Source organism: Flavobacterium sp. CAN_S2 (assembly GCF_015752255.1).
GTDB lineage: Bacteria > Bacteroidota > Bacteroidia > Flavobacteriales > Flavobacteriaceae > Flavobacterium.
Genome location: NZ_JADOVA010000003.1, coordinates 345,221 through 370,642, shown reverse-complemented (window position 1 = coordinate 370,642; position 25,422 = coordinate 345,221). Strand labels below are relative to the sequence as shown.

Genomic DNA, 25,422 nt, shown 5'->3' with positions numbered 1-25,422 from the left:
TAAATAAATGTAATGCAAATATCTATGGTTTGTAATAAAAATCAAACCATTAAATAATCTTATTGAAAATTAATAGTTTAACGTTTGTAGAGTGAAAAATATTTTCTACATTTGCAACCCCGTAAAAAGCGGGAATTTAATATAATAAGAAATTTTTAGTATTAATTATGCCAACAATTCAACAATTAGTAAGAACAGGAAGAACTCAGATAACTAAGAAGAGTAAATCGGTTGCTTTAGATTCTTGTCCTCAAAGAAGAGGGGTTTGTACGCGTGTTTACACTACAACACCAAAAAAACCAAACTCTGCAATGCGTAAAGTAGCGCGTGTACGTTTGACAAATGGTAATGAAGTGAATGCTTACATCCCTGGTGAAGGACACAATTTACAAGAGCACTCGATAGTATTAGTTAGGGGTGGAAGGGTAAAAGATTTACCAGGAGTTAGATATCACATCGTTCGTGGTGCCCTTGATACGTCAGGAGTAGCAGGAAGAACGCAAAGAAGATCTAAGTACGGAGCAAAACGCCCAAAAGAAGCAAAAAAGTAATTTAAAAAGTTATTTCTTGTAGGGGTGTGATTAGTCACAACTGTATGGGTATGACGTTTTATTAAAAAAAAGACATGAGAAAAAGAGCGGCAAAGAAAAGACCACTTTTACCAGATCCAAGGTTTAATGACCAACTGGTAACACGTTTTGTGAACAACTTAATGTGGGATGGAAAAAAATCTACAGCGTTTAAAGTATTTTATGATGCTATTGACATCATTGAGTCTAAGAAACAAGATGCAGAGAAACCATCATTAGAAATTTGGAAAGATGCGTTAACTAACGTTATGCCTCACGTAGAAGTACGTAGTCGTAGAGTTGGTGGAGCTACATTCCAAATTCCAATGCAAATTCGTCCAGATAGAAAAATTTCTATGGCGATGAAATGGTTGATTCTTTATTCTAGAAGAAGAAACGAAAAATCTATGGCTCAAAGGTTAGCTTCAGAATGTTTAGCTGCGGCTAAAGAAGAAGGTGCTGCCGTTAAGAAAAGAATGGATACTCACAAAATGGCAGAGGCTAATAAAGCTTTCTCTCACTTTAGATTTTAATTCATAAGAAATGGCTAGAGATTTAAAATATACAAGAAACATAGGAATTGCTGCTCACATTGATGCTGGTAAAACAACAACAACGGAGCGTATATTGTTCTATACAGGAAAATCACATAAAATTGGTGAAGTACATGATGGTGCTGCAACAATGGACTGGATGGCACAAGAGCAAGAAAGAGGTATTACAATTACTTCTGCAGCTACAACTTGTGAATGGAATTTTCCAACTACACAAGGTAAAGTTTTACCTGAAACATTGCCTTATCACTTCAATATTATTGATACTCCGGGGCACGTTGACTTTACTGTTGAAGTAAACCGTTCTTTACGTGTTCTTGATGGTTTGGTTTTCTTATTTAGTGCTGTTGATGGTGTTGAGCCTCAGTCAGAAACTAACTGGAGATTAGCAGATCAATACAGAGTTCCACGTATTGGATTCGTTAATAAAATGGATAGACAAGGATCTAACTTTTTGATGGTTTGTCAGCAAGTAAGAGATATGTTAAAATCAAACGCAGTTGCAATCACTTTACCAATTGGTGAGGAAAATGATTTTAAAGGTGTTGTTGATTTAGTTAAAAATCAAGCTATTGTTTGGGATGATGCTGGAATGGGGGCAACTTATGAAGTTGTTGATATTCCTGCTGATATGGTTGATGAAGTAAAAGAGTATAGAGATATTCTTATTGAAGCAGTTGCTGATTATGATGAAAACTTGCTTGATAAGTATATGGAAGATCCGGATTCTATTACAGAAGAGGAAATCAACATTGCGTTAAGAGCAGCTGTAATGGATATGGCTATTATTCCTATGATTGCTGGTTCTTCTTTCAAAAATAAAGGAGTTCAATTCATGTTAGATGCAGTATGTAAATACTTGCCTTCTCCAATGGATAAAGATGGTATCGAAGGAATTCATCCTGATGATGCTGATTTATTAGAAGAAGATCAAACTAAAATTTTGCGTAAGCCAGATGTTAAAGAGCCATTCGCTGCTTTAGCTTTTAAAATTGCTACTGACCCATTCGTAGGTCGTTTAGCTTTCTTCCGTGCTTATTCAGGACGTTTAGATGCAGGTTCTTATGTTTTGAACACGCGTTCAGGAAACAAAGAAAGAATTTCTCGTATCTACCAAATGCACGCTAACAAGCAAAACCCAATCGAGTATATCGAAGCAGGTGATATTGGAGCGGCAGTTGGATTTAAAGATATCAAAACTGGAGATACGTTGTGTGATGAAAAGAACCCAATTATCTTAGAAAGTATGAAATTCCCTGCGCCAGTAATTGGTATTGCAATTGAGCCTAAAACTAAAGCTGACGTAGATAAAATGGGTATGGCTTTGGCTAAATTAGCTGAAGAAGATCCTACTTTTACAGTTAGAACAGATGAGGCTTCGGGTCAAACTATTATCTCAGGTATGGGTGAGCTTCACTTAGATATCTTAGTTGATAGAATGAGACGTGAGTTCAAAGTTGAAGTAAACCAAGGTGAGCCTCAAGTTGAATACAAAGAAGCTTTTACTAAGAAAGCACAACATAGAGAAACGTACAAGAAACAATCTGGAGGTCGTGGTAAATTCGGTGATATCGTATTTATTCTTGAGCCAGCAGATGAAGTTGACGGTAAAGCTCCAGTTGGATTGCAGTTTGTAAATGCAGTAAAAGGTGGTAACGTTCCTAAAGAATATATTCCATCAGTTGAAAAAGGTTTCAGAGAAGCTATGAAAACGGGTCCTTTAGCAGGATACCAAGTAGATAGTTTGAAAGTAACTTTATTAGATGGATCTTTCCACCCGGTGGATTCTGATGCACTTTCTTTTGAGCTTGCAGCAAGAATGGGTTATAGAGAGGTAGCTAAAGCAGCTGGTGCTGTTATATTAGAGCCAATCATGAAAATGGAAGTGATTACGCCAGAAGAAAACATGGGAGATATCGTAGGTGATATCAACCGTCGTAGAGGTCAGGTGAATGATATGGGTGACAGAGCTGGTGCTAAAACTATTAAGGCAGATGTGCCATTATCTGAAATGTTTGGATACGTTACTACGTTAAGAACGCTTTCTTCAGGTAGAGCAACGTCTACTATGGAATTTTCACACTACTCTGAAACACCTTCTAATATTTCAGAAGCAGTTATCAAAAAAGCAAAAGGAAACGCATAATCTTTAAGAAAATGAGTCAAAAAATCAGAATAAAATTAAAATCTTACGATCACATGTTGGTAGACAAGTCTGCTGAGAAGATTGTAAAAACGGTAAAAAGTACCGGTGCAGTTGTTACAGGACCAATTCCATTACCAACACACAAAAAACTTTTTACAGTACTACGTTCTCCACACGTTAACAAAAAAGCGAGAGAGCAATTTGAAGTAATGTCATACAAGAGATTGATTGACATTTATTCATCTTCATCAAAAACTATTGATGCTTTGATGAAACTTGAATTGCCTAGCGGTGTTGAAGTAGAGATCAAAGTTTAAATAGCTTACTAGTAAGAAAAGAACGCTGTTTTTAAGCGAAAAATATTTTTTTTGGTTTGTGTGTAAATAAGTTATACATTTGCACCCACTTAAAAAAAATAGGATTCGGTTAAAAGCTGCGTTCTATATTTATATTTAATAATTAATAATTAATATTTATGTCTGGGTTAATTGGTAGAAAAATCGGCATGACTAGCATTTTCGACGAGAACGGGAAGAATATTCCTTGTACAGTAATCGAAGCTGGACCATGTGTTGTTACCCAAGTCAGAACCAAAGGTGTTGACGGGTATGAAGCGTTGCAACTTGGTTTCGATGACAAAAACGAGAAACATTCCACAAAAGCGGCTTTAGGTCACTTTAAAAAAGCGGGAACTGTAGCTAAGAAAAAAGTCGTTGAATTCCAAGATTTCGCAACAGAGCAAAAATTAGGAGATCTTATTGATGTTTCTATTTTTTCTGAAGGAGAATTTGTAGATGTACAAGGTGTATCTAAAGGTAAAGGTTTTCAAGGGGTTGTAAAACGTCACGGTTTTGGTGGTGTTGGTCAAGCAACTCACGGTCAACACAACCGTTTAAGAGCGCCAGGTTCTGTAGGAGCTTCTTCTTATCCATCTAGAGTATTCAAAGGAATGCGTATGGCTGGACGTATGGGAGGAGACAATGTAAAAGTTCAAAACCTTAGAGTTTTAAAAGTAGTGGCTGATAAGAACCTACTTGTTATTAAAGGATGTGTTCCTGGTCATAACAACTCTTATGTAATCATTCAGAAGTAATGGAAGCAAAAGTATTAGATTTCAACGGAAAAGATACTGGAAGAAAAGTTCAACTTTCTGATTCAGTATTTGGTATAGAACCAAACAATCATGCAGTATATCTTGATGTTAAGCAATATCTTGCTAATCAAAGACAAGGAACGCACAAAGCTAAAGAAAGAGCTGAAGTTGCGGGAAGTACTCGTAAGATTAAAAAACAAAAAGGAACTGGTACTGCTCGTGCGGGTAGTGCAAAGAATCCATTGTTTAAAGGTGGTGGAACAGTTTTTGGACCAAGACCAAGAAGTTATTCATTCAAATTGAATAAAAGCTTGAAACGTTTGGCTAGAAAATCTGCTTTCTCAATTAAAGCAAAAGAGTCGAATATTATCGTTCTTGCAGACTTTGAATTTGAAACACCAAACACTAAAAATTTCATTAACGTTTTGAAAGCTTTAGAGTTAGAAAATAAAAAATCCCTGTTTGTATTGGGTGATACGAATAAAAATGTATATTTGTCGTCACGCAATTTAAAGGGCTCTAGCGTAGTAAGTAGTTTAGAATTAAGTACTTACGCTATATTAAACGCTAATAATTTAGTGCTTTTAGAGAGTTCTTTGGAGATAATTGAAGAAAATTTAAGTAAATAATAGGATATGAGCATCATAATTAAGCCTATAGTAACGGAAAAAGTAACCAAAGAAAGTGAAGTTTTAAACCGCTTCGGATTCGTTGTTGACAAAAAAGCAAACAAAGTGCAAATTAAGAAAGCTGTTGAAGCTGCTTATGGAGTAACTATTTTGAGTGTTAATACGATGAACGTAAGACCGGATAGAACTACAAAATACACTAAAAGTGGTTTAATTAGTGGAAAGACGAATGCAATCAAAAAAGCAATTGTTCAAGTACAAGAAGGAGAAACAATTGATTTTTACAACAATATCTAAGATAAAATGTCAGTAAGAAAATTAAAACCTATTACCCCAGGTCAGCGATTTAGAGTTGTGAATGGTTATGACGCCATTACAACTGATAAGCCGGAACGCTCTTTGATAGCGCCGATAAAAAACTCTGGTGGTAGAAATAGTCAAGGAAAGATGACCATGCGTTATACGGGTGGTGGTCACAAGCAGAGATATCGTATCATTGATTTTAAACGTACAAAAGAAGGAATTCCTGCTACGGTTAAATCAATTGAATATGATCCAAATCGTACTGCATTTATCGCTTTGTTAGCTTATGCTGATGGAGAGAAAACGTATGTTATTGCTCAAAACGGATTGAAAGTTGGTCAGAAATTAGTTTCTGGTCCTGAATCTCAACCTGAAATTGGTAATACTTTACCTTTAAGTAGAGTTCCACTTGGAACTGTAATTTCTTGTATCGAATTGAGACCAGGACAGGGAGCTGTAATCGCTCGTTCTGCTGGAACATTTGCTCAATTAATGGCAAGAGATGGAAAATATGCTACAATTAAAATGCCTTCTGGGGAAACAAGATTAATCTTGTTGACTTGTTCGGCTACAATTGGAGCGGTTTCTAATTCAGACCACCAATTAGTTGTATCTGGTAAAGCAGGTAGAACAAGATGGTTAGGAAGAAGACCTAGAACAAGACCTGTTGCAATGAACCCTGTCGATCACCCAATGGGTGGTGGTGAAGGACGTTCTTCTGGTGGACATCCACGTTCAAGAAATGGAATACCAGCTAAAGGTTATAGAACTCGTTCTAAGAAAAACCCGAGTAACAAGTATATCGTAGAACGTAGAAAGAAATAATAAGATATGGCACGTTCATTAAAAAAAGGACCTTTTGTTCATTATAAGTTAGACAAGAAAGTTCAAGAAAACATCGCTGGTGGAAATAAAGGAGTAGTAAAGACTTGGTCTAGAGCTTCTATGATTACTCCAGACTTCGTTGGACAAACTATCGCAGTTCATAACGGTCGTCAATTTGTACCAGTTTACGTAACAGAAAACATGGTAGGTCACAAATTAGGAGAATTTTCACCAACTAGATCTTTTAGAGGTCATGCTGGAGCAAAAAATAAAGGTAAAAAATAAGAAGCAATGGGAGTTCGTAAAAGAGAAACAGCAGATGCAAGAAAAGAGGCTAATAAGTCTTTGGCCTTCGCAAAGTTAAATAACTGCCCTACTTCACCTAGAAAAATGCGCTTAGTAGCAGATCTAGTAAGAGGTCAGAAGGTAGAAAGAGCACTTAACATTTTAAGATTCAGTTCTAAAGAAGCTTCAAGAAAATTAGAGAAATTGGTTTTATCAGTAATTGCTAACTGGCAAGCTAAAAACCCTGACGCTAATATGGAAGAAGCTGGTTTATTTGTTAAGGAAATCCGTGTTGACGGTGGAATGATGTTGAAAAGACTTCGTCCAGCGCCACAAGGAAGAGCACACAGAATTAGAAAACGTTCTAACCACGTAACTATCGTGCTTGGAGCTATCAATAACACACAAAGCAATTCTTAAGCAGCATGGGACAAAAGACAAATCCAATTGGAAATAGACTTGGTATCATCAGAGGATGGGACTCAAACTGGTATGGTGGAAATGATTACGGTGATAAACTTGCCGAAGATTATAAAATCAGAAAGTATATCCATGCTCGTTTATCAAAAGCTAGTGTATCAAAAGTAATCATCGAGAGAACTTTGAAGCTTGTAACCGTTACTATCACTACTGCTAGACCTGGTATTATTATCGGAAAAGGTGGCCAAGAGGTAGACAAGTTGAAAGAGGAACTTAAGAAAATTACTGACAAAGAGGTTCAAATCAACATCTTTGAAATCAAAAGACCTGAGCTTGACGCGTATCTAGTTGCTACCAGCATCTGTCGTCAAATCGAAAGTAGAATTTCTTACAGACGTGCAATCAAAATGGCTATTGCTGCTTCTATGCGTATGAACGCTGAAGGTATCAAAGTTTTGATTTCTGGTCGTTTGAATGGTGCTGAGATGGCTCGTTCGGAAGGTTTTAAAGAAGGTAGAATTCCTCTATCGACTTTCAGAGCTGATATTGATTATGCTTTGGCAGAAGCTCATACTACTTACGGTAGAATGGGAATCAAAGTATGGATCATGAAAGGTGAAGTTTACGGAAAGAGAGATCTTTCTCCACTTGCCGGAATGGACAAAAAACAATCTGGTGCTGGTGGTAAAGGTGGTGATTCTCCAAGAGGAGACAGAAAACCTTTTAACAAAGGTGGAAAACCAGACGCTCGTAAACGAAAGTAAATTTTTAAACTAAAGAAAAATGTTACAGCCTAAAAGAACAAAATACCGTAAGGTACAAAAAGGTAAAATGAAAGGAAATTCTCAAAGAGGACATGAACTTTCTAATGGAATGTTTGGTATTAAATCTGTACATGAAGATGGAATGTTCTTAACCTCTCGTCAAATCGAAGCTGCGCGTATTGCTGCAACTCGTTTTATGAAAAGAGAAGGACAATTATGGATCAAAATATTTCCAGACAAACCAATTACTAAGAAGCCTCTTGAGGTACGTATGGGTAAAGGTAAAGGTGCAGTTGAGTATTGGGCTGCCGTTGTTAAACCCGGAAGAATTATGTTTGAAGTTGGAGGAGTACCTTTGTCAGTTGCAAAAGAGGCGTTACGTCTTGCGGCTCAAAAGCTTCCAGTAAAAACTAAGTTCGTCGTTGCTAGAGATTTCGAAGCATAATTTATATTATATTATGAAACAATCAGAAATAAAAGATCTTTCTGCAGCGGAGTTGCAAGAAAAGCTTAGCCAGACTAAGAAAACATATGCTGATCTAAAAATGGCTCACGCTATTTCACCAATTGAGAATCCACTTCAAATTAGAAGTGTGAGAAGAACAGTTGCAAGATTGGCTACCGAACTTACTAAAAGACAATAACTGTAGTCTGCTGAAAGATGGAAGAAAAAAGAAATTTAAGAAAAGAAAGAGTTGGTGTTGTTACTTCTGACAAAATGGATAAATCTATTGTTGTTGCTGAAGTGCGTAAAGTAAAACACCCATTATACGGTAAGTTCGTGTTGAAAACTAAAAAGTATCACGCACACGACGAAATGAACGACTGTAACGTTGGAGATACTGTAAGGATTAGCGAAACGCGTCCTTTAAGTAAAACAAAATGTTGGAGGTTAGTTGAAATCTTAGAAAGAGCTAAATAATTATGGTACAACAAGAATCAAGACTAAAAGTAGCAGATAACACTGGAGCAAAGGAAGTTTTAACTATCCGTGTTTTAGGAGGTACCAAAAGAAGGTATGCCTCTGTTGGTGACAAGATTGTAGTTTCTATCAAAGATACTGCTCCTAACGGAAGTGTTAAAAAAGGAGCTGTTTCAACTGCAGTTGTTGTACGTACCAAAAAAGAAGTAAGAAGAGCCGATGGTTCATACATTAGATTTGATGACAACGCATGTGTGTTATTGAATGCTGCTGGTGAAATGAGAGGAACTCGTGTTTTTGGTCCGGTAGCAAGAGAACTTCGTGAAAAACAATTCATGAAAATTGTATCATTAGCACCAGAAGTGCTTTAATTCGTTTTAAGATGATAAAGCTGAAAATAAAATCAGGAGACATTGTAAGAGTAATTGCTGGAGACCATAAAGGTGCTGAAGGTAAAGTTTTACGTGTATACCGTGAGAAGAACAAAGCGATTGTTGAAGGTGTAAACATGGTTTCAAAACACACGAAACCTAGTGCAAAAAGCCCTCAAGGTGGTATCGTAAAGAAAGAAGCTTCTATACAAATATCTAATATTTCTTTAATAGATCCTAAAACTAAGGAAACAACTAGAGTTGGTATTAGAGTAGAAGGAGATAAGAAAGTAAGATTTTCAAAAAAATCTAATCAAGTACTATAGTAATGGCGTATATACCTAGACTAAAAGAAGAATATAAGAGCAGAGTAATAACTGCTCTTAAAGAGGAATTCGGATACGTAAACGTAATGCAAGTTCCAAAATTGGAAAAAATCGTTTTAAGTAAAGGAGTTGGTGCAGCTGTATCTGATAAAAAACTAATTGACTATGCAGTTGATGAGTTAACAAAGATCACTGGACAGAAAGCAGTATCTACTATTTCAAAGAAGGACGTTGCGTCATTCAAATTGAGAAAAGGGATGCCTATTGGAGCAAAAGTTACTTTGCGTGGAGAAAGAATGTATGAGTTTTTAGATAGACTTATTACTTCAGCTTTGCCGCGTGTAAGAGATTTTAGTGGTATTAAAGCTACTGGTTTTGACGGAAGAGGAAATTATAACCTTGGAGTTTTGGAACAAATCATTTTCCCTGAAATTGATATTGATAAAGTAAACAAAATTTCAGGTATGGATATCACTTTTGTAACTACTGCAAAAACTGATAAAGAAGCAAAGTCTCTATTGACAGAATTAGGATTACCTTTTAAAAAGAATTAAGACATGGCTAAAGAATCAATGAAAGCCCGCGAGGTTAAGAGAGAAAAAACAGTAGCTAAGTATGCTGAGAAAAGAAAAGCTTTGTTAGAAGCTGGAGATTTCGTAGGTTTGCAAAAGTTACCAAAAAATGCTTCACCAGTTCGTTTACACAATCGTTGTAAATTAACAGGTAGACCAAGAGGGTATATGCGTCAATTCGGTCTTTCACGTGTTACATTTCGTGAAATGGCAAATAATGGATTGATACCTGGTGTTAAAAAAGCATCTTGGTAAGACGTAATTTATTACGTTCTGATACAGACTTAACTTACGTTTTGTCTGTATCATAAATATTTATAAATTGGTTTAAGGTTCGGCAAATCGTTTGTTGAAAACCAAGACCGCAAATTAATACATATGTATACAGATCCTATTGCAGATTATTTGACAAGAGTTCGTAACGCTGTGGCTGCAAACCACAAAGTTGTCGAAATTCCTGCGTCTAATCTAAAAAAAGAAATAACTAAGATCTTATTTGATCAAGGTTATATCTTGAGTTACAAATTTGAAGACAACGCTGTTCAGGGTTCAATCAAAATCGCTTTAAAGTATGATAAAGATACTAAAGAGTCAGTAATTAAAGATATCCAAAGAATTAGTAAACCAGGTTTACGTAAATATTCAAGTTCTGCAACTATTCCTAGAATCCTTAACGGATTAGGCATCGCTATCGTTTCTACCTCAAAAGGGTTGATGACTGGTAAAAAAGCGAAGCAATTGAACGTAGGTGGTGAAGTTATTTGTTACGTATACTAATTTAAAGACTATATAAGATGTCAAGAATAGGTAAAAATCCGGTTGTAATCCCTGCTGGTGTAACTGTTGAAGTTGCAAATGGTATTATTACAGTAAAAGGAAAAAATGGTCAACTAACTCAGGAGTTTTCGGACGTTACTGTTACAGTTGAAGATGGTCAAGTTCAAGTAGACAGATCGTCTGATCACAAAGACCAAAGAGCAAAACATGGTTTGTACAGATCTTTAATCAACAACATGATTATCGGTGTAACTGAAGGTTTTACTAAGTCATTAGAATTGGTTGGAGTTGGTTATAGAGCTTCAAATCAAGGACAAAAATTAGATTTAGCTCTAGGTTTCTCTCACAATATAGTTTTAGATATTGCTCCTGAAGTAACTTTAGAAACTATATCTGAAAAAGGTAAGAACCCTATCGTAAAATTAACATCATTTGACAAACAACTTTTAGGTCAGGTAGCTGCGAAAATCAGAGGTTTCCGTAAGCCTGAGCCGTACAAAGGAAAAGGTGTTAAATTTGTAGGTGAAGTATTAAGAAGAAAAGCAGGTAAATCAGCTTAAAAAATAAGATTATGTCATTAACAAAACCTGAAAGAAGACAACGAATTAGATTCAGAATTAGAAAAACAATTAGTGGTACTGCTACTAATCCAAGACTATCTGTATTTAGAAGTAACAAAGAAATTTACGCTCAACTTATTGATGACGTAAACGGAGTTACTATATTGGCGGCTTCTTCAAGAGAAAAAGAAATAGGTAACGGTACGAACATTGAAGTTGCTACAGCAGTTGGAAAACTGGTTGCTGAAAAAGCTTTAAAAGCTGGGATAGAGGTAGTAACTTTCGATAGAGGAGGTTATTTATATCACGGGCGTATTAAATCATTAGCAGAAGGCGCAAGAGCGGCTGGACTTAAATTCTAATATAGTATGTCTAATAGTAAATACAAGAATGTAGAGTTAGTAAAACCAAGTGGTCTTGAATTAAAAGATCGTTTGGTAAGTGTAAATCGTGTTACTAAGGTTACAAAGGGTGGTAGAGCTTTTGGTTTTTCTGCTATTGTAGTTGTAGGTGATGAAAACGGAGTGGTTGGACACGGATTAGGAAAATCTAAAGATGTTTCTGAAGCAATTGCGAAAGCAGTAGAAGATGCTAAGAAAAATTTAGTAAAAATTCCTTTGAATGGTCAATCAGTTCCTCACGAACAAAAAGGTAAATTTGGTGGTGCACGTGTATTCTTAATTCCTGCCTCTCACGGTACAGGAGTTATTGCTGGTGGAGCTGTTCGTTCAGTTCTTGAGTCAGTAGGAATTCATGATGTATTATCTAAATCTCAAGGATCTTCAAATCCTCACAACGTAGTGAAAGCAACTTTTGATGCTTTATTACAAATGAGAAGTGCTTATACTGTTGCAAAACAAAGAGGTGTTTCTTTAGAAAAAGTTTTTAAAGGTTAATTCAAGGAAATTATGGCTAAATTATTAGTAAAACAAGTTAGAAGCAAAATCAACTGTCCTCTTACTCAAAAAAGAGGATTAGAAGCTTTAGGTCTACGTAAAATGGGACAAGTTGTAGAGCATGATTCAAACCCTACAATCCTTGGGATGATAAATAAAGTTAAACACTTAGTTTCTGTTGAAGAAACTAAATAACAAATACTGTTATGAATTTAAGTAACTTACAACCTGCTGAAGGTTCTACACACAATCAAAATAAAAGATTAGGTAGAGGAGAAGGTTCTGGAAAAGGTGGTACTTCTGCAAGAGGTCACAAAGGAGCAAAATCTCGTTCTGGTTATTCTAAAAAGATTGGTTTTGAAGGTGGGCAAATGCCACTTCAAAGACGTGTGCCTAAGTTTGGTTTTACAAACATCAATCGTAAAGATTACGAAGGTGTAAATCTTGATACACTTCAACTATTAGTTGATAATGGTGTTATTAAAGATACTGTTGATATGACAGTTTATGTTGCTAATCGTTTAGCTACTAAAAATGAAATCGTTAAGATTTTAGGTAGAGGTGAATTGACAGCAAAATTAAAAGTAACCGCTCACAAATTTACTGCTACTGCAAAAGCCGCTATTGAAGCTGCTGGAGGAGAAGCTGTAACAATGTAATTTTTCAATTAAGATGAAGAAATTTATTGAATCAATAAGTAATGTTTGGAAAATCGAAGAACTTAAGAATAGAATCCTAATAACATTAGGTTTGCTTTTAGTTTATCGTTTTGGGGCACAAGTGACCCTGCCAGGTATTGATGCTACTCAATTAGGTAATTTAGCTGGGCAGACAAAAGAAGGAATTGGTTCAATTCTTGATATGTTTACTGGAGGTGCTTTTTCACAAGCTTCCGTTTTTGCTTTAGGTATTATGCCTTATATTTCTGCTTCTATTGTAGTTCAGTTAATGGGAATTGCGATTCCTTATTTGCAAAAACTTCAAAGCGATGGAGAGAGTGGTAGAAAAAAGATTAATCAAATTACTCGTTGGTTGACAATTGGAATTACTTTAGTTCAAGGTCCAACTTACATCTACAATTTGTACAGAACGTTACCTAGTAATGCATTTTTATTGGGATTCAATTCTTTTGAATTCTTATTTTCCTCAGTAGTTATCTTAGTTACAGGTACAATTTTCGCTATGTGGTTAGGAGAAAAAATTACTGATAAAGGAATTGGAAATGGTATATCACTGTTGATTATGGTGGGTATATTGGCTAGATTACCTCAAGCTTTTATTCAAGAGTTTACAACAAGGGTTACCAATAATAATGGTGGTCCAATGTTGTTGGTTATCGAAATCATCATCTGGTTATTGGTTATTATTTGTTGTGTGCTTTTAGTTATGGCGGTTAGAAGAATTCCTGTCCAATATGCTCGTCGTACAACATCAGGTGATTTCGAACAAGACATGTTGAATGGCAATAGACAATGGATTCCTTTAAAGCTTAATGCTTCAGGGGTTATGCCAATTATTTTTGCTCAAGCAATTATGTTTATACCAGCTGCTTTAGCCGGGTTGTCTAAATCGGATGCATCACAATCTATCGTTGGCGCTTTTAGTAATATGTTTGGTTTTTGGTATAATTTAGTATTTGCAACTTTAATTATTGTATTTACTTTCTTTTATACCGCTATTACCGTGCCTACTAATAAAATGTCTGATGATTTAAAGAGAAGCGGTGGTTTTATTCCAGGTATTAGGCCAGGAGTTGAAACTTCTGATTATCTTGACAAAGTGATGTCTTTAATAACTTTTCCAGGATCTTTATTTCTTGCTCTAATCGCTGTGTTCCCAGCAATAATTGTGAGTGTTATGGATGTTCAACAATCTTGGGCAATGTTTTTTGGAGGTACTTCATTAATAATTATGGTTGGAGTTGCCATAGACACGATGCAACAAATCAATTCATACTTGTTGAATAAGCATTATGATGGTTTAATGAAAAGTGGTAAAAATAGAAAAGCAGTAGCTTAACTTTATGGCAAAACAATCAGCAATAGAACAAGACGGATCAATCATTGAAGCATTATCAAATGCGATGTTCCGTGTAGAGTTAGAGAATGGACATATTGTAATCGCCCATATATCTGGAAAAATGCGTATGCATTACATCAAATTATTACCTGGTGATAAAGTGAAACTAGAAATGAGCCCTTACGATTTGTCAAAAGCAAGAATTACTTATAGATATTAAAGGATATTCAAAATGAAAGTTAGAGCTTCAGTAAAAAAGAGAAGTCCCGAGTGCAAAATTGTGCGAAGAAAAGGGAGATTGTACGTAATAAACAAAAAGAATCCTAGATTTAAACAAAGACAAGGATAATTATGGCAAGAATAGCAGGGGTAGATATCCCAAAAAACAAGAGAGGTGTTATAGCACTTACCTACATCTTTGGATTAGGAAAAAGTAGAGCTGTTGAGATTTTAGAGAAAGCTCAAGTTAGCCAAGATAAAAAAGTTCAAGATTGGAATGATGACGAGATCGGAGCAATTCGTGAGGCGGTATCAACTTTTAAAATTGAAGGAGAATTACGTTCTGAAGTTTCTTTAAACATCAAACGTTTAATGGATATTGGATGTTATAGAGGTATCCGTCATAGAACTGGTCTTCCATTAAGAGGACAAAGAACTAAAAACAACTCTAGAACAAGAAAAGGTAAAAGAAAAACTGTTGCCAACAAGAAAAAAGCAACTAAATAATAAGTAATATGGCTAAAGCAACTGCAAAAAAACGTAAAGTTATCGTTGAATCAACGGGAGAAGCTCATATTTCTGCTACTTTTAACAATATCATCATTTCTTTGACAAACAAAAAAGGTGAAGTTATTTCTTGGTCATCAGCTGGTAAAATGGGTTTTAGAGGTTCTAAAAAGAATACTCCATACGCAGCCCAAATGGCGGCAGAAGATTGTAGTAAAGTAGCTCTTGAAGCTGGACTTAAAAAAGTAAAAGTGTATGTAAAAGGACCAGGAAACGGACGTGAGTCTGCTATCCGTTCTTTGCATAACGGTGGAATTGAAGTTACAGAGATTATCGATGTTACTCCAATGCCTCACAACGGATGTCGTCCTCCAAAAAGACGTAGAGTTTAATACTCAAAAGTAATCATAGTATAACCTAGATTGAATATCGGTTATTGAAGGATAAGACCTGAATTCATAACCTCAATCTTAAACAATTTAAAATGGCAAGATATACTGGTCCAAGTACAAGAATCGCCCGTAAATTTGGCGAAGCAATTTTCGGAGACGACAAAGCTTTCGAAAGAAGAAATTATCCACCCGGACAACACGGGATGGCTAAAAAAAGAGGTAAGAAATCTGAGTTTGCTATCCAATTAATGGAGAAGCAAAAAGCTAAATATTCTTACGGGATTTTAGAAAAACAATTCAGAGGTTTATTCAAAAAAGCATCAGCTACTAAAGGTGTTACTGGTGAAGTTCTTTTACAATTGTGTGAAGCAAGATTAGATAACGTTGTTTTTAGAATGGGTATTGCCCCTTCAAGAAGAGGAGCGAGACAACTTGTTTCTCACAGACATATCACTGTTAACGGTGATGTTGTAAATATTGCTTCTTACCACCTTAAGCCTGGTGATAAAGTTGCAGTTCGTGAAAAATCTAAATCTTTAGAAGCTATCGAACGTTCTTTATCTAATTCAAGTCATGTTTATGAATGGATTACTTGGAATAATGATATCAAAGAAGGTACTTTCGTTTCTGTACCTGCGAGACTTCAAATCCCAGAAAACATTAAAGAACAATTAATCGTAGAGTTGTACAACAAATAATAATTGACTTAGTCGAAATTTATGGCAATATTTAATTTTCAGAAGCCCGATAAAGTTATCATGATCGATTCAACCGATTTTGAAGGTAAATTTGAATTCAGACCTTTAGAACCTGGTTACGGATTGACCGTTGGTAATGCACTTAGAAGAGTTTTGCTTTCAGCATTAGAAGGTTATGCAATTACATCTGTTCGCATTGAAGGTGTAGATCATGAGTTTTCTACTATTTCAGGAGTTGTTGAAGACGTTACCGAAATTATCCTTAATCTTAAACAAGTACGTTTCAAACGTCAAATTGAAGATATCGATAATGAATCAGTTACTATTTCTGTTTCCGGTAAAGACCAATTAACAGCTGGTGATTTTCAAAAATTTATTTCAGGTTTCCAAGTTTTGAATCCAGAACTAGTTATCTGTAATTTGGACAGTAAAATCAAACTTAATTTCGATTTAACCATCGAAAAAGGTAGAGGCTATGTTCCTGCTGAAGAGAACAAAAAGCAGAATGCTGCAATTGGAACTATTTTTACAGATTCAATTTTTACTCCGGTAAAAAATGTAAAATATGCTATTGAAAACTTCCGTGTAGAGCAAAAAACAGATTACGAAAAATTAGTTTTTGAAATAAAAACTGATGGTTCTATCAATCCTAAAGATGCTCTTACTGAAGCTGCAAAAGTTTTAATTCACCACTTCATGTTGTTTTCTGACGAAAGAATTACACTCGAGGCTGACGAAATTGCACAAACAGAATCATATGATGAAGAGTCATTGCACATGAGACAATTGCTTAAAACTAAGCTTGTTGATATGGATCTTTCTGTAAGAGCATTAAATTGTTTGAAAGCGGCTGAAGTTGATACACTTGGTGATTTAGTATCGTTCAATAAAAATGACCTAATGAAATTCCGTAATTTTGGTAAAAAATCTTTAACTGAACTTGATGAACTTGTTGCAGTTAAAAATTTGAACTTCGGTATGGATTTAGCAAAATACAAACTAGATAAAGAATAATCTAAGCCGCAAGGTTTAAATTTACATAGCAATGAGACACGGAAAAAAATTCAATCACTTAAGCAGACAGACTGCGCATAGAAAATCTATGTTAGCTAATATGGCTTGTTCTCTTATCGAGCACAAACGTATTAACACTACTGTTGCTAAAGCAAAAGCGCTTAAACAATTCGTTGAGCCTTTAATAACAAAATCAAAACAAGATACGACTCACAATCGTCGTATCGTTTTTGCTTACTTACGTAGCAAATATGCCGTAACTGACTTGTTCAGAGACGTAGCTGCTAAAGTAGGAGACCGTCCAGGTGGATACACTCGTATCATTAAAGTTGGAAATCGTTTAGGAGATAATGCTGATATGGCAATGATCGAATTAGTAGATTTCAATGAACTTTACAATGGTGGTAAAAAAGAAGTTAAAAAAGCAAAAAGCCGTCGTGGTGGTAAAGCAAAGAAAGCAGATGATGCTACTGAAGCTACAGCTGCAGAAACTGAAACTACAACTGAGACTGCTGAGTAATTATGAAAATAATCATTCAATAAAAATCAAGGATAATCTATTTATAGTTTATCCTTTTTTTTTGATTTTTTCGGAGTATAGCATTTCGAGTTTTAAGAACTAATTGTCCCGCTTTCATTTGCAAACGAAGTTGACTGAACTCCGCTTAAATTGAATATTAAGTGAAGTAATCTTTTTAAAGAAAAAGGAAAAGGATTTCCACTTTAAACGAAATTCACTGAACTCGTATGAAAATAAAAGCTAAGTGAAGAAATCAGGGCTAGTTTTGAACTTTTTCCTAATATAAGAAAACTTAAAAAACATAAAATTTTAAAAAACATTGTATTCACTGTTTTAAAGAATTAAATTTGCAAAATATTTAACTACACATGAAATATACAACACGACAAAAAGCAATTCTTCTATTAAGTGACGGAACTATATTCCACGGAAAATCTATTGGAATAAGTGGAACTACTTTTGGAGAAGTTTGCTTTAATACAGGAATGACAGGTTACCAAGAAATATTTACTGACCCTTCTTATTTTGGTCAATTGATGGTAGCTACCAATGCCCATATTGGAAATTATGGGGTAAACGATTCAGAAGTTGAATCACAAAGTATTAAAATATCTGGATTAGTTTGTAAAAATTTCAGCTTCAATTATTCTCGTGAAGATGCTTCGGGGAGTTTAGAAGATTATTTTACTAAACAAAACTTAATATGTATTTCTGATGTAGATACACGTGCACTTGTAAGTTACATTCGTGACAACGGAGCCATGAATGCCGTAATCTGTACTGATGAAACTCCTATCGAAGAACTTAAAATTGCATTATCAAAGGTTCCAGATATGAAAGGTTTAGAATTGGCTTCTAAAGTTTCAACAACAGAACCTTATTGTTTTGGTGATGAAAATGCAACTTATAAAATCGCAGCACTTGATTTAGGGATTAAAACAAATATACTTCGTAACCTTGCAAAAAGAGGTTGTTATATAAAAGTATTTCCTTTTGATTCTTCTTATGAAGATTTAGCGGCATTTAATCCTCATGGTTATTTTCTATCTAATGGTCCTGGTGATCCAGAACCTCTTTCTGGAGCGATTCAAGTAGCCAAAGAAATCCTTAAAAATGATAAGCCTTTATTTGGAATTTGTTTGGGACATCAAGTGATTGGTTTAGCCAGCGGAATTTCGACTTATAAAATGTTCAACGGACACAGAGGAATCAATCATCCTGTGAAAAACATCATTACCGGAAAAGGTGAAATTACTTCACAAAATCATGGTTTTGCAGTTAATAAAGAAGAATTAGATAATCATCCTGATTTAGAGATTACTCATCTTCATCTAAATGATGGTACGGTTGCAGGAATGCGTATGAAAAATAAAAACTGTTTCTCAGTTCAATATCATCCGGAAGCAAGTCCTGGTCCTCATGATTCTTCGTACTTATTTGATCAATTCATTGACAACATAAAAGGCTAATATTTGGATGTCATTCAATGTTAGGTATAAAAAAAGGGTTTGACTTTTAAGTAAGTCAAACCCTTTTTTTATTAGTTTACATCCCGAAAGGATAAGTTTCAGGGATTTGATTTCCATTGACTTCAATATTTATAGGATGTAAAGCGTTTGTTTCATCAATAAATATAAAAGCATCATATCTTTTTGGTAGTATTGTAGGAACATAATTTCCAAATCTTTCGTGTTCAGGATTATAAACTACTCCTATTGCACGATGTCCTATGTGTGATGAAAGACATTTTTCATCCTTTATCTTATTCATTAATAATAATCTATTTTGTCCATTGTTAGCGATGTGAAAAGCATGTTCCCAGCTTCCTTCAACTGCTTCTGGAACTTTTATTTTTCTCATGGAATCTCCCCATTCTCTTCCTGCAATCACACTGCCTTTATATGATCCAAATCCTACTGCAACAACACCGTCTGTAGCATGTTGCTCTCTTAGTAATTGTCCCACATTTACCATTCCTTCAGATGCCATATCTGTAGCGCGGGCATCACCAATGTGAGTATTATGCTCCCAAATGATAATTTTAGCATCCTTTCCATGGAATTTCATTAGCCTGTCTATAGTGGAAACCATATGCTCGTCACGAATATTCCAAGAAGCTGAACCTCTTTTTATCATGGCTCGATAGTATTTTTCTGCATTTCTGGTTACGAAAGCATTTTGTTCTATGCTTAAAACATTCTCTAAATCATGATTGTAATTAGGAACGTTTCTGAGAATTTCGGTAAGCATGTGTATTATTTCTTTCTCGCATAATTCTGGGATAAAAGAAGAAGCTCTTGCATAAGATTGTCCCTCATCTTTGCCGTAAGGTTCAAAACATTTCATTGCAGTTTTTGCTATTGCCAATGCTTTTGGATCGTTTTTTTCTAAATATTGAATTATAGAATTCATGGATTCTCTAAAACTATATACATCAAGACCATAAAAACCTATTCTTTCATCAGCAGGTAAGCTTTCGTTATAAACCTTGAGCCAGTCGATGAATGCTGCAATTTCCCAATTTGCCCACATCCAAGTTGGCCATCTTTTAAATTCATTGAGTACACTAAAGATGTCTTTCCCGGAATCTAAATATCCTTTTGCAAAACGATTTAAACGGTAGCAATCCGGCCAATCACCTTCAACTCCTACAAAAGAGAAACCTTTTTCCTGAATAAGTCGCTGTGTAATTTTTGCTCTCCAAGTATAATATTCATGTGTTCCATGTGAGGCTTCTCCTAAAAGTACATATTTTGCGTCTCCGATATAATTCATTAGCGGATCTAAATCGGTAGCGTTTTCCAGAGGTAAAGAAGTTCTTTGTAATAATGATATAATCTCATTATAATTAATGTTTTTTTTGTCTGTTTTGAATGTTTCCATCAGATTTTAATTTAAAAATTGATACTTTAAATATTCTTTAGAAAGCGGGGTATAAAAGAGTTATATATCTACTTAGATAGCAATATAAAATTAGTTTATATATCTGAAAATCAGTATTTTAATAATGTTAAATTTATCTTTTAATTATTTTTATCAATCATAAATGACATTAATAAATTTTAGTATATGTGCGGTAAATTATTTTAAATAAAAAACACAAAAATAACGGATATTGTAAAAATAAATTCCTTAAAAAGCTGAAATGTTCTGTTTGTAAAAAAATTATAACGTTTTCGTTAATAACATTCATTATTTTCATAAAATCATTCCAAAAGATAGAATATATTTGTAATTCAAAATTTAAATTTTAGTATTATGAGTATAATTATCAAGATTCACGCAAGACAAATTTTTGATTCAAGAGGAAATCCTACAATAGAAGTAGATGTAATTACAGACAATGGTGTTTTAGGAAGAGCGGCAGTACCATCTGGGGCTTCAACTGGAGAGCACGAAGCGGTTGAATTACGTGATGGAGGAAAAGCGTTTCTTGGAAAAGGAGTTTTGAATGCTGTGAAAAATGTGAATACCATCATTTCTGAAGAACTGGTAGGAGTTTCTGTTTTCGAACAAAATCTAATCGACCAAACAATGATTGATTTAGATGGTACTCCAAATAAATCAAACTTAGGAGCAAATGCAATCTTAGGAGTTTCTTTGGCTGTTGCCAAAGCTGCGGCTAACGAATTGGGATTGCCATTATACAGATACGTAGGTGGTGTTTCGGCAAATACGTTGCCTGTACCTATGATGAATATTATTAATGGAGGTTCTCATTCTGATGCGCCTATTGCATTTCAAGAATTCATGATTTTTCCGGTAAAAGCAACTTCTTTTTCACATGCGATGCAAATGGGAACTGAAATTTTTCACAGCTTGAAAAAAGTATTACATGACAGAGGACTTTCTACTGCTGTAGGTGACGAAGGAGGTTTTGCACCAAATCTTGCTGGAGGAACTGAAGATGCTTTGGATACAATCAAAAAAGCTGTTGAAAATGCAGGATATACTTTTGGGGATGAAATCATGATTGCTTTAGATTGCGCTGCTGCAGAATTTTATGTAAACGGAAAATACGATTATACTAAATTTGAAGGAGAAACAGGTAAAATTAGATCTTCTGAAGAACAAGTGGAGTATCTGGCTGAATTAGCAGCTAAATATCCTATTATTTCTATTGAAGACGGAATGGATGAAAATGACTGGGATGGATGGAAATTGCTTACAGAAAGAATAGGTGATAAAGTTCAATTAGTTGGTGATGATTTATTTGTAACTAATGTAGAGCGTTTGTCTACGGGTATCGAAAAAGGAATTGCGAATTCTATTCTTATCAAAGTGAACCAAATTGGAACTTTGACTGAAACGATTGCAGCTGTTAATATGGCTAAAAACGCAGGTTATACTTCAGTAATGTCACACCGTTCAGGAGAAACAGAAGATAACACGATTGCTGATTTAGCAGTAGCATTAAACTGTGGTCAAATTAAAACTGGTTCAGCTTCTCGTTCAGATCGTATGGCTAAATACAATCAATTATTGAGAATTGAGGAAGAATTAGGGAATTCAGCGTATTTCCCTGGTAAGGCCGCTTTTAAAATAAAATAAATTCTTACGATATTTTTTTATAAGCCATTCGCCTTGTGTGAGTGGCTTTTTTGTATAATATTTAACAATTTCATTGTGTTATTCTCTTTTTAATTAGTGTTTAATTCCTTAGATTTGAGAAATTATTATTTTAAAAGTTTATTTTCAAATATATTATGTCAAAAACAGCAACATTAGAAATTGATGGGAAGAAAATTGAACTGCCTATAATTGTAGGAAGTGAAAATGAAGTTGCCATCGATATTAACAAATTACGTGATTTATCCGGTATAATAACACTAGATCCGGGCTATAAAAATTCAGGATCTTGTAAAAGTGACATCACTTTTTTAGATGGAGAGTTAGGAATTCTTCGTTACAGAGGCTATTCTATTGAAGATTTAGCAGACAAAGCGGATTTTCTTGAAGTATCGTATCTTTTAATTTTTGGAGAATTGCCAACTGTTAAGCAGTTAGCGCAATTTGAAACAGATATTAGAAAATACACTTTGGTCAATGAAGAAATGAAAAACATCATTGATGGTTTTCCTAAAACAGCACATCCAATGGGTGTTTTAGCAGCTTTGACAAGTGCATTGACAGCATTCAACCCAAAATCAGTGAATGTTGATAATGAAAAAGAAATGTATGAGGCAGTTTGTAAAACTATGGGTAAATTCCTGGTTATAGCAACTTGGACGTATAGAAAAAGCATGGGTTATCCTTTGAATTATTACGATAATACAAAAGGATATGTAGAAAACTTCATGCGTTTGATGTTTGAATTACCTACAGAACCTTACACGGCAAATCCTGTAGTTATAGATGCATTAGATAAATTGTTTATTCTTCACGGAGACCACGAGCAAAATTGTTCTACCTCTACAGTGAGAATGGTAGGATCGTCTCACGCAGGATTATTTGCTTCTATTTCGGCTGGAGTTTCGGCACTTTGGGGACCATTACACGGAGGAGCCAATCAAGCCGTTCTTGAAATGTTAGAAGAAATCCACAGAAATGGTGGTGATGCCGATAAATATATGGCCAAAGCCAAAGATAAAAATGATCCTTTCCGATTAATGGGATTTGGTCATAGAGTTTACAAGAATTTTGATCCAAGAGCAAAAATCATCAAAAAAGCAGCTAATGAAGTTTTAGCAACTTTAGGTGTTGAAGATCCAATTCTTGCCATTGCAAAGAAACTTGAAGAAGCAGCTTTGGAAGATGAATATTTCAAATCAAGAAATTTATATCCTAATGTAGATTTCTATTCTGGAATTATTTATAGAGCTTTAGGAATTCCTACTGATATGTTTACAGTAATGTTTGCAATAGGTCGTTTACCGGGTTGGATCGCACAATGGAAAGAAATGCGTGAAAACAAGGAGCCTATCGGAAGGCCAAGACAAATTTATACTGGGCATCCTTTGAGGGATTTTGTACCAACAGATAAAAGATAAAATCAGTTTAAAAAGCTTCACTAATTTGTGAAGCTTTTTTTATATTTGCCAAAAGCTAAAAATACATGTTAGAGTTAAATATAAAGAATGAAACTTCCAAACTCCGAGCTGTAGTTTTGGGTTCAGCAATTAATAATGGGCCTACGCCAAAGGTTGAAGAAGCCTATGATCCAAAATCATTAGAACATATTTTAGCAGGTACCTATCCAATCGAGAAAGACATGGTTGATGAAATGGAAGCATTTGCCAGCGTGTTGAAAAAGTATAATGTGACTGTTTATCGTCCGGAAATGATTGAAAATTACAATCAGATATTCACCAGAGATATTGGTTTCGTGATTGATGATGTTTTTGTAAAATCAAATATTTTGCCAGACAGAGAACGCGAACTAGATGCAATCCAATATATAATTGACCAAATTGATCATAAAAAAGTCGTTCGTCCTCCAGAGGAAGTTCATATAGAAGGTGGTGACGTTATGTTGTGGGACAATTATATTTTCATTGGAACCTATAAAGGAAGTGATTACAAAGATTACATTACGGCAAGAACGAATATGTTAGGCGTTCAATACATAAAAGATTTGTTTCCAAATAAGATTGTCAAAGAATTTGATTTGGTAAAATCTAAAATTGAAGCCCGTGATAATGCATTGCATTTAGATTGTTGCTTTCAGCCTGTCGGGAATGACAAAGGAATTATCTATAAAAATGGTTTCCGTGAAGAAGCAGATTATTTGTTTCTAGTGAATCTTTTTGGAAAAGAAAATCTATTTCATATTACTAGAGACGAAATGTACAATATGAATTCGAATGTTTTTTCTATCGATACGAATGTTGTCGTTTCAGAAAGAAATTTTACCCGACTTAACAATTGGTTGCGCGAAAACGGCTTTATCGTAGAAGAGATTCCGTACGCAGAAATTGCAAAACAAGAAGGATTATTACGGTGTTCTACCTTACCTTTAATTAGAGATTAAATATTTGTTTAAGTTTTAAAGTTAACGTTGACCAACAATGAACTTTAAACTATTAAACTTTAAACTAAAAATATATGAAACAAACGACAAATTCCATATTGATGATTCGCCCGGTTGCGTTTAGAATGAACGAACAAACGGCAGTAAATAATTATTATCAAAAAGTATTAGACGGACTTTTACCGGCAACTGTAAATGCTAAAGCGCAACAAGAATTTGATGCCTTTGTCGAAAAATTGACAGCAGTTGGTGTTGATGTTACAGTTGTTGATGACACATTAAATCCAGACACTCCGGATAGTATTTTTCCAAACAATTGGATTTCTTTTCACGAGAATGGTGACGTAGCTTTGTATCCAATGTTTGCTGAAAATCGTCGTCACGAACGTCGCGAAGAGATTTTAGATTTACTGGAAGAAAAAGGTTTTGTGATTCACAATATTATAGATTATACTTCCGCTGAAGAGGATGGATTTTTCTTGGAAGGAACAGGAAGTTTACTTTTAGACCGAGCAAATGCTAAAGCGTATTGCGCATTATCTCCCAGAGCGGATGAAGAATTATTCATCGAATTCTGTGAGGATTTTGATTATGCACCAGTGATTTTTGAAGCTTTTCAAACGGTTGATTCGGAGCGAAAACTAATCTATCATACTAATGTGATGATGTGTTTAGGAGAAACTTTTGCGGTAATTTGTTCGGATTGTATCGATGATAAAAAAGAACGCAAAATGGTTTTGGAGAATCTGAAAGAAAACGGAAAAGAAATCATTTTGATTACCGAAGCTCAGATGAACAATTTTGCCGGGAATATGCTTGAAGTTCGCGGAGCAAATGACAAACGATATTTGGTTATGAGTGCGGCTGCTCAGCAAAGCTTGACTCCAAAACAAATTGAGCAATTGGAAAAACATGCTGAAATTTTGAGTTCAAGTCTGGATACTATTGAAGCTTGCGGCGGAGGAAGCGCTAGATGTATGATGGCAGAGATTTTCTTACCAAGAAATTAAAAAAAGAAAGCCGGATAAGATTCAAAATCATATCCGGCTTTTTTCTAGTTGTAATTTAAGT

The 25,422-nt window shown here is 34.8% G+C and carries 38 protein-coding genes; 37 read left to right on the top strand and 1 reads right to left on the bottom strand.

Features of this window, described 5'->3' with window-relative positions:
- Positions 1-167: 167 nt before the first annotated feature.
- The 33 genes from rpsL (at position 168) to carA (ending at position 18,850) form a co-directional block, all read left to right on the top strand.
- The gene (gene rpsL, locus IWX80_RS11510) at positions 168-551 is read left to right on the top strand and encodes a 30S ribosomal protein S12 (RefSeq protein ID WP_007136570.1); all 384 of its coding nucleotides are present in this window, start codon (positions 168-170) and stop codon (positions 549-551) included.
- 74 nt (positions 552-625) lie between these two features.
- Positions 626-1,102: a 30S ribosomal protein S7 gene (gene rpsG, locus IWX80_RS11505; protein WP_035668130.1), complete on the top strand. Its 477-nt coding sequence runs from the start codon at positions 626-628 to the stop codon at positions 1,100-1,102.
- A gap of 10 nt (positions 1,103-1,112) precedes the next feature.
- Positions 1,113-3,269 carry an elongation factor G gene (gene fusA / locus IWX80_RS11500; protein WP_113636705.1) on the top strand — a complete coding sequence of 719 codons (2,157 nt, stop codon included), beginning with the start codon at positions 1,113-1,115 and terminating at the stop codon, positions 3,267-3,269.
- Positions 3,270-3,280: 11 nt separating this feature from the next.
- Complete coding sequence (gene rpsJ, locus IWX80_RS11495; RefSeq protein ID WP_011963470.1) at positions 3,281-3,586, top strand: 30S ribosomal protein S10; 306 nt, start codon at positions 3,281-3,283, stop codon at positions 3,584-3,586.
- A gap of 158 nt (positions 3,587-3,744) precedes the next feature.
- Complete coding sequence (gene rplC, locus IWX80_RS11490) at positions 3,745-4,362, top strand: 50S ribosomal protein L3 (RefSeq protein ID WP_099713444.1); 618 nt, start codon at positions 3,745-3,747, stop codon at positions 4,360-4,362.
- Positions 4,362-4,991: a 50S ribosomal protein L4 gene (rplD, locus tag IWX80_RS11485; RefSeq protein WP_113666973.1), complete on the top strand. Its 630-nt coding sequence runs from the start codon at positions 4,362-4,364 to the stop codon at positions 4,989-4,991. The genes rplC and rplD overlap by 1 nt, the downstream gene beginning before the upstream one ends.
- 6 nt (positions 4,992-4,997) lie before the next feature.
- On the top strand, positions 4,998-5,288 hold the full coding sequence (rplW, locus tag IWX80_RS11480; protein WP_035668124.1) for a 50S ribosomal protein L23: 291 nt from the start codon (positions 4,998-5,000) through the stop codon (positions 5,286-5,288).
- A gap of 6 nt (positions 5,289-5,294) precedes the next feature.
- Positions 5,295-6,119 carry a 50S ribosomal protein L2 gene (gene rplB, locus IWX80_RS11475; protein ID WP_035668122.1) on the top strand — a complete coding sequence of 275 codons (825 nt, stop codon included), beginning with the start codon at positions 5,295-5,297 and terminating at the stop codon, positions 6,117-6,119.
- A gap of 6 nt (positions 6,120-6,125) precedes the next feature.
- Positions 6,126-6,404, top strand: coding sequence for a 30S ribosomal protein S19 (gene rpsS / locus IWX80_RS11470; protein ID WP_007136562.1), 279 nt, complete (start codon positions 6,126-6,128; stop codon positions 6,402-6,404).
- A 6-nt stretch (positions 6,405-6,410) separates the two neighbouring features.
- The gene (gene rplV / locus IWX80_RS11465; protein WP_113636701.1) at positions 6,411-6,824 is read left to right on the top strand and encodes a 50S ribosomal protein L22; all 414 of its coding nucleotides are present in this window, start codon (positions 6,411-6,413) and stop codon (positions 6,822-6,824) included.
- A gap of 5 nt (positions 6,825-6,829) precedes the next feature.
- Positions 6,830-7,588: a 30S ribosomal protein S3 gene (rpsC, locus tag IWX80_RS11460; protein ID WP_066081035.1), complete on the top strand. Its 759-nt coding sequence runs from the start codon at positions 6,830-6,832 to the stop codon at positions 7,586-7,588.
- A 19-nt stretch (positions 7,589-7,607) separates the two neighbouring features.
- Positions 7,608-8,033, top strand: a complete 426-nt coding sequence (rplP, locus tag IWX80_RS11455; RefSeq protein ID WP_007803637.1) for a 50S ribosomal protein L16 — start codon at positions 7,608-7,610, stop codon at positions 8,031-8,033.
- Positions 8,034-8,046: 13 nt separating this feature from the next.
- A complete protein-coding gene (gene rpmC / locus IWX80_RS11450; RefSeq protein WP_091203666.1) occupies positions 8,047-8,232 on the top strand; it encodes a 50S ribosomal protein L29 in 186 nt (61 codons plus the stop codon).
- Positions 8,233-8,249: 17 nt separating this feature from the next.
- The gene (gene rpsQ / locus IWX80_RS11445; RefSeq protein WP_091173701.1) at positions 8,250-8,510 is read left to right on the top strand and encodes a 30S ribosomal protein S17; all 261 of its coding nucleotides are present in this window, start codon (positions 8,250-8,252) and stop codon (positions 8,508-8,510) included.
- Between the two features lie 2 nt (positions 8,511-8,512).
- Positions 8,513-8,881, top strand: coding sequence for a 50S ribosomal protein L14 (gene rplN / locus IWX80_RS11440; RefSeq protein ID WP_026717863.1), 369 nt, complete (start codon positions 8,513-8,515; stop codon positions 8,879-8,881).
- Between the two features lie 11 nt (positions 8,882-8,892).
- Positions 8,893-9,207, top strand: coding sequence for a 50S ribosomal protein L24 (rplX, locus tag IWX80_RS11435; RefSeq protein WP_035668111.1), 315 nt, complete (start codon positions 8,893-8,895; stop codon positions 9,205-9,207).
- Between the two features lie 2 nt (positions 9,208-9,209).
- Positions 9,210-9,761, top strand: coding sequence for a 50S ribosomal protein L5 (gene rplE, locus IWX80_RS11430; protein ID WP_196853550.1), 552 nt, complete (start codon positions 9,210-9,212; stop codon positions 9,759-9,761).
- Positions 9,762-9,764: 3 nt separating this feature from the next.
- Positions 9,765-10,034 (top strand): 30S ribosomal protein S14, encoded by a 270-nt coding sequence (rpsN, locus tag IWX80_RS11425; protein ID WP_007136553.1) that lies wholly within the window; start codon positions 9,765-9,767, stop codon positions 10,032-10,034.
- A gap of 123 nt (positions 10,035-10,157) precedes the next feature.
- Positions 10,158-10,556, top strand: coding sequence for a 30S ribosomal protein S8 (rpsH, locus tag IWX80_RS11420; RefSeq protein WP_113636698.1), 399 nt, complete (start codon positions 10,158-10,160; stop codon positions 10,554-10,556).
- 17 nt (positions 10,557-10,573) lie between these two features.
- A complete protein-coding gene (gene rplF / locus IWX80_RS11415; RefSeq protein WP_196853549.1) occupies positions 10,574-11,116 on the top strand; it encodes a 50S ribosomal protein L6 in 543 nt (180 codons plus the stop codon).
- Between the two features lie 11 nt (positions 11,117-11,127).
- The gene (gene rplR, locus IWX80_RS11410; RefSeq protein ID WP_196853548.1) at positions 11,128-11,478 is read left to right on the top strand and encodes a 50S ribosomal protein L18; all 351 of its coding nucleotides are present in this window, start codon (positions 11,128-11,130) and stop codon (positions 11,476-11,478) included.
- Between the two features lie 6 nt (positions 11,479-11,484).
- On the top strand, positions 11,485-12,012 hold the full coding sequence (rpsE, locus tag IWX80_RS11405; protein WP_035668102.1) for a 30S ribosomal protein S5: 528 nt from the start codon (positions 11,485-11,487) through the stop codon (positions 12,010-12,012).
- 12 nt (positions 12,013-12,024) lie between these two features.
- Positions 12,025-12,207, top strand: a complete 183-nt coding sequence (rpmD, locus tag IWX80_RS11400) for a 50S ribosomal protein L30 (RefSeq protein ID WP_035668100.1) — start codon at positions 12,025-12,027, stop codon at positions 12,205-12,207.
- A gap of 11 nt (positions 12,208-12,218) precedes the next feature.
- A complete protein-coding gene (rplO, locus tag IWX80_RS11395) occupies positions 12,219-12,671 on the top strand; it encodes a 50S ribosomal protein L15 (RefSeq protein WP_066081007.1) in 453 nt (150 codons plus the stop codon).
- A gap of 13 nt (positions 12,672-12,684) precedes the next feature.
- Entirely contained in the window at positions 12,685-14,031 is a 1,347-nt protein-coding gene (secY, locus tag IWX80_RS11390; RefSeq protein ID WP_066081004.1) for a preprotein translocase subunit SecY, read from the top strand.
- 4 nt (positions 14,032-14,035) lie between these two features.
- Positions 14,036-14,251 (top strand): translation initiation factor IF-1, encoded by a 216-nt coding sequence (gene infA, locus IWX80_RS11385; RefSeq protein WP_007136545.1) that lies wholly within the window; start codon positions 14,036-14,038, stop codon positions 14,249-14,251.
- A gap of 12 nt (positions 14,252-14,263) precedes the next feature.
- Positions 14,264-14,380: a type B 50S ribosomal protein L36 gene (ykgO, locus tag IWX80_RS11380; protein WP_008992256.1), complete on the top strand. Its 117-nt coding sequence runs from the start codon at positions 14,264-14,266 to the stop codon at positions 14,378-14,380.
- Between the two features lie 2 nt (positions 14,381-14,382).
- Positions 14,383-14,757 carry a 30S ribosomal protein S13 gene (rpsM, locus tag IWX80_RS11375; protein WP_091203660.1) on the top strand — a complete coding sequence of 125 codons (375 nt, stop codon included), beginning with the start codon at positions 14,383-14,385 and terminating at the stop codon, positions 14,755-14,757.
- An 8-nt stretch (positions 14,758-14,765) separates the two neighbouring features.
- Positions 14,766-15,149 carry a 30S ribosomal protein S11 gene (gene rpsK / locus IWX80_RS11370; protein WP_024981527.1) on the top strand — a complete coding sequence of 128 codons (384 nt, stop codon included), beginning with the start codon at positions 14,766-14,768 and terminating at the stop codon, positions 15,147-15,149.
- A 92-nt stretch (positions 15,150-15,241) separates the two neighbouring features.
- The gene (gene rpsD, locus IWX80_RS11365) at positions 15,242-15,847 is read left to right on the top strand and encodes a 30S ribosomal protein S4 (RefSeq protein ID WP_113636693.1); all 606 of its coding nucleotides are present in this window, start codon (positions 15,242-15,244) and stop codon (positions 15,845-15,847) included.
- 21 nt (positions 15,848-15,868) lie between these two features.
- On the top strand, positions 15,869-16,861 hold the full coding sequence (locus IWX80_RS11360) for a DNA-directed RNA polymerase subunit alpha (RefSeq protein ID WP_039110214.1): 993 nt from the start codon (positions 15,869-15,871) through the stop codon (positions 16,859-16,861).
- A 31-nt stretch (positions 16,862-16,892) separates the two neighbouring features.
- Positions 16,893-17,381: a 50S ribosomal protein L17 gene (gene rplQ / locus IWX80_RS11355; protein WP_196853547.1), complete on the top strand. Its 489-nt coding sequence runs from the start codon at positions 16,893-16,895 to the stop codon at positions 17,379-17,381.
- Positions 17,382-17,749: 368 nt separating this feature from the next.
- Positions 17,750-18,850, top strand: coding sequence for a glutamine-hydrolyzing carbamoyl-phosphate synthase small subunit (carA, locus tag IWX80_RS11350; RefSeq protein WP_196853546.1), 1,101 nt, complete (start codon positions 17,750-17,752; stop codon positions 18,848-18,850).
- Between the two features lie 76 nt (positions 18,851-18,926).
- Here carA and IWX80_RS11345 read toward each other — a convergent pair whose 3' ends face one another.
- A complete protein-coding gene (locus IWX80_RS11345; RefSeq protein WP_196853545.1) occupies positions 18,927-20,264 on the bottom strand; it encodes an erythromycin esterase family protein in 1,338 nt (445 codons plus the stop codon).
- Between the two features lie 375 nt (positions 20,265-20,639).
- On the opposite strand from IWX80_RS11345, the gene eno reads away from it, so the two are divergent.
- The 4 genes from eno to ctlX all read left to right on the top strand — a co-directional run bounded on the left by eno (position 20,640) and on the right by ctlX (position 25,361).
- Positions 20,640-21,932, top strand: coding sequence for a phosphopyruvate hydratase (gene eno / locus IWX80_RS11340; protein ID WP_113636684.1), 1,293 nt, complete (start codon positions 20,640-20,642; stop codon positions 21,930-21,932).
- Positions 21,933-22,087: 155 nt separating this feature from the next.
- On the top strand, positions 22,088-23,371 hold the full coding sequence (locus IWX80_RS11335) for a citrate synthase (RefSeq protein ID WP_196853544.1): 1,284 nt from the start codon (positions 22,088-22,090) through the stop codon (positions 23,369-23,371).
- A gap of 65 nt (positions 23,372-23,436) precedes the next feature.
- Positions 23,437-24,351 carry a dimethylarginine dimethylaminohydrolase family protein gene (locus IWX80_RS11330; RefSeq protein ID WP_196853543.1) on the top strand — a complete coding sequence of 305 codons (915 nt, stop codon included), beginning with the start codon at positions 23,437-23,439 and terminating at the stop codon, positions 24,349-24,351.
- Between the two features lie 74 nt (positions 24,352-24,425).
- Complete coding sequence (gene ctlX, locus IWX80_RS11325) at positions 24,426-25,361, top strand: citrulline utilization hydrolase CtlX (protein ID WP_196853542.1); 936 nt, start codon at positions 24,426-24,428, stop codon at positions 25,359-25,361.
- The last annotated feature ends 61 nt before the right edge of the window (positions 25,362-25,422 follow it).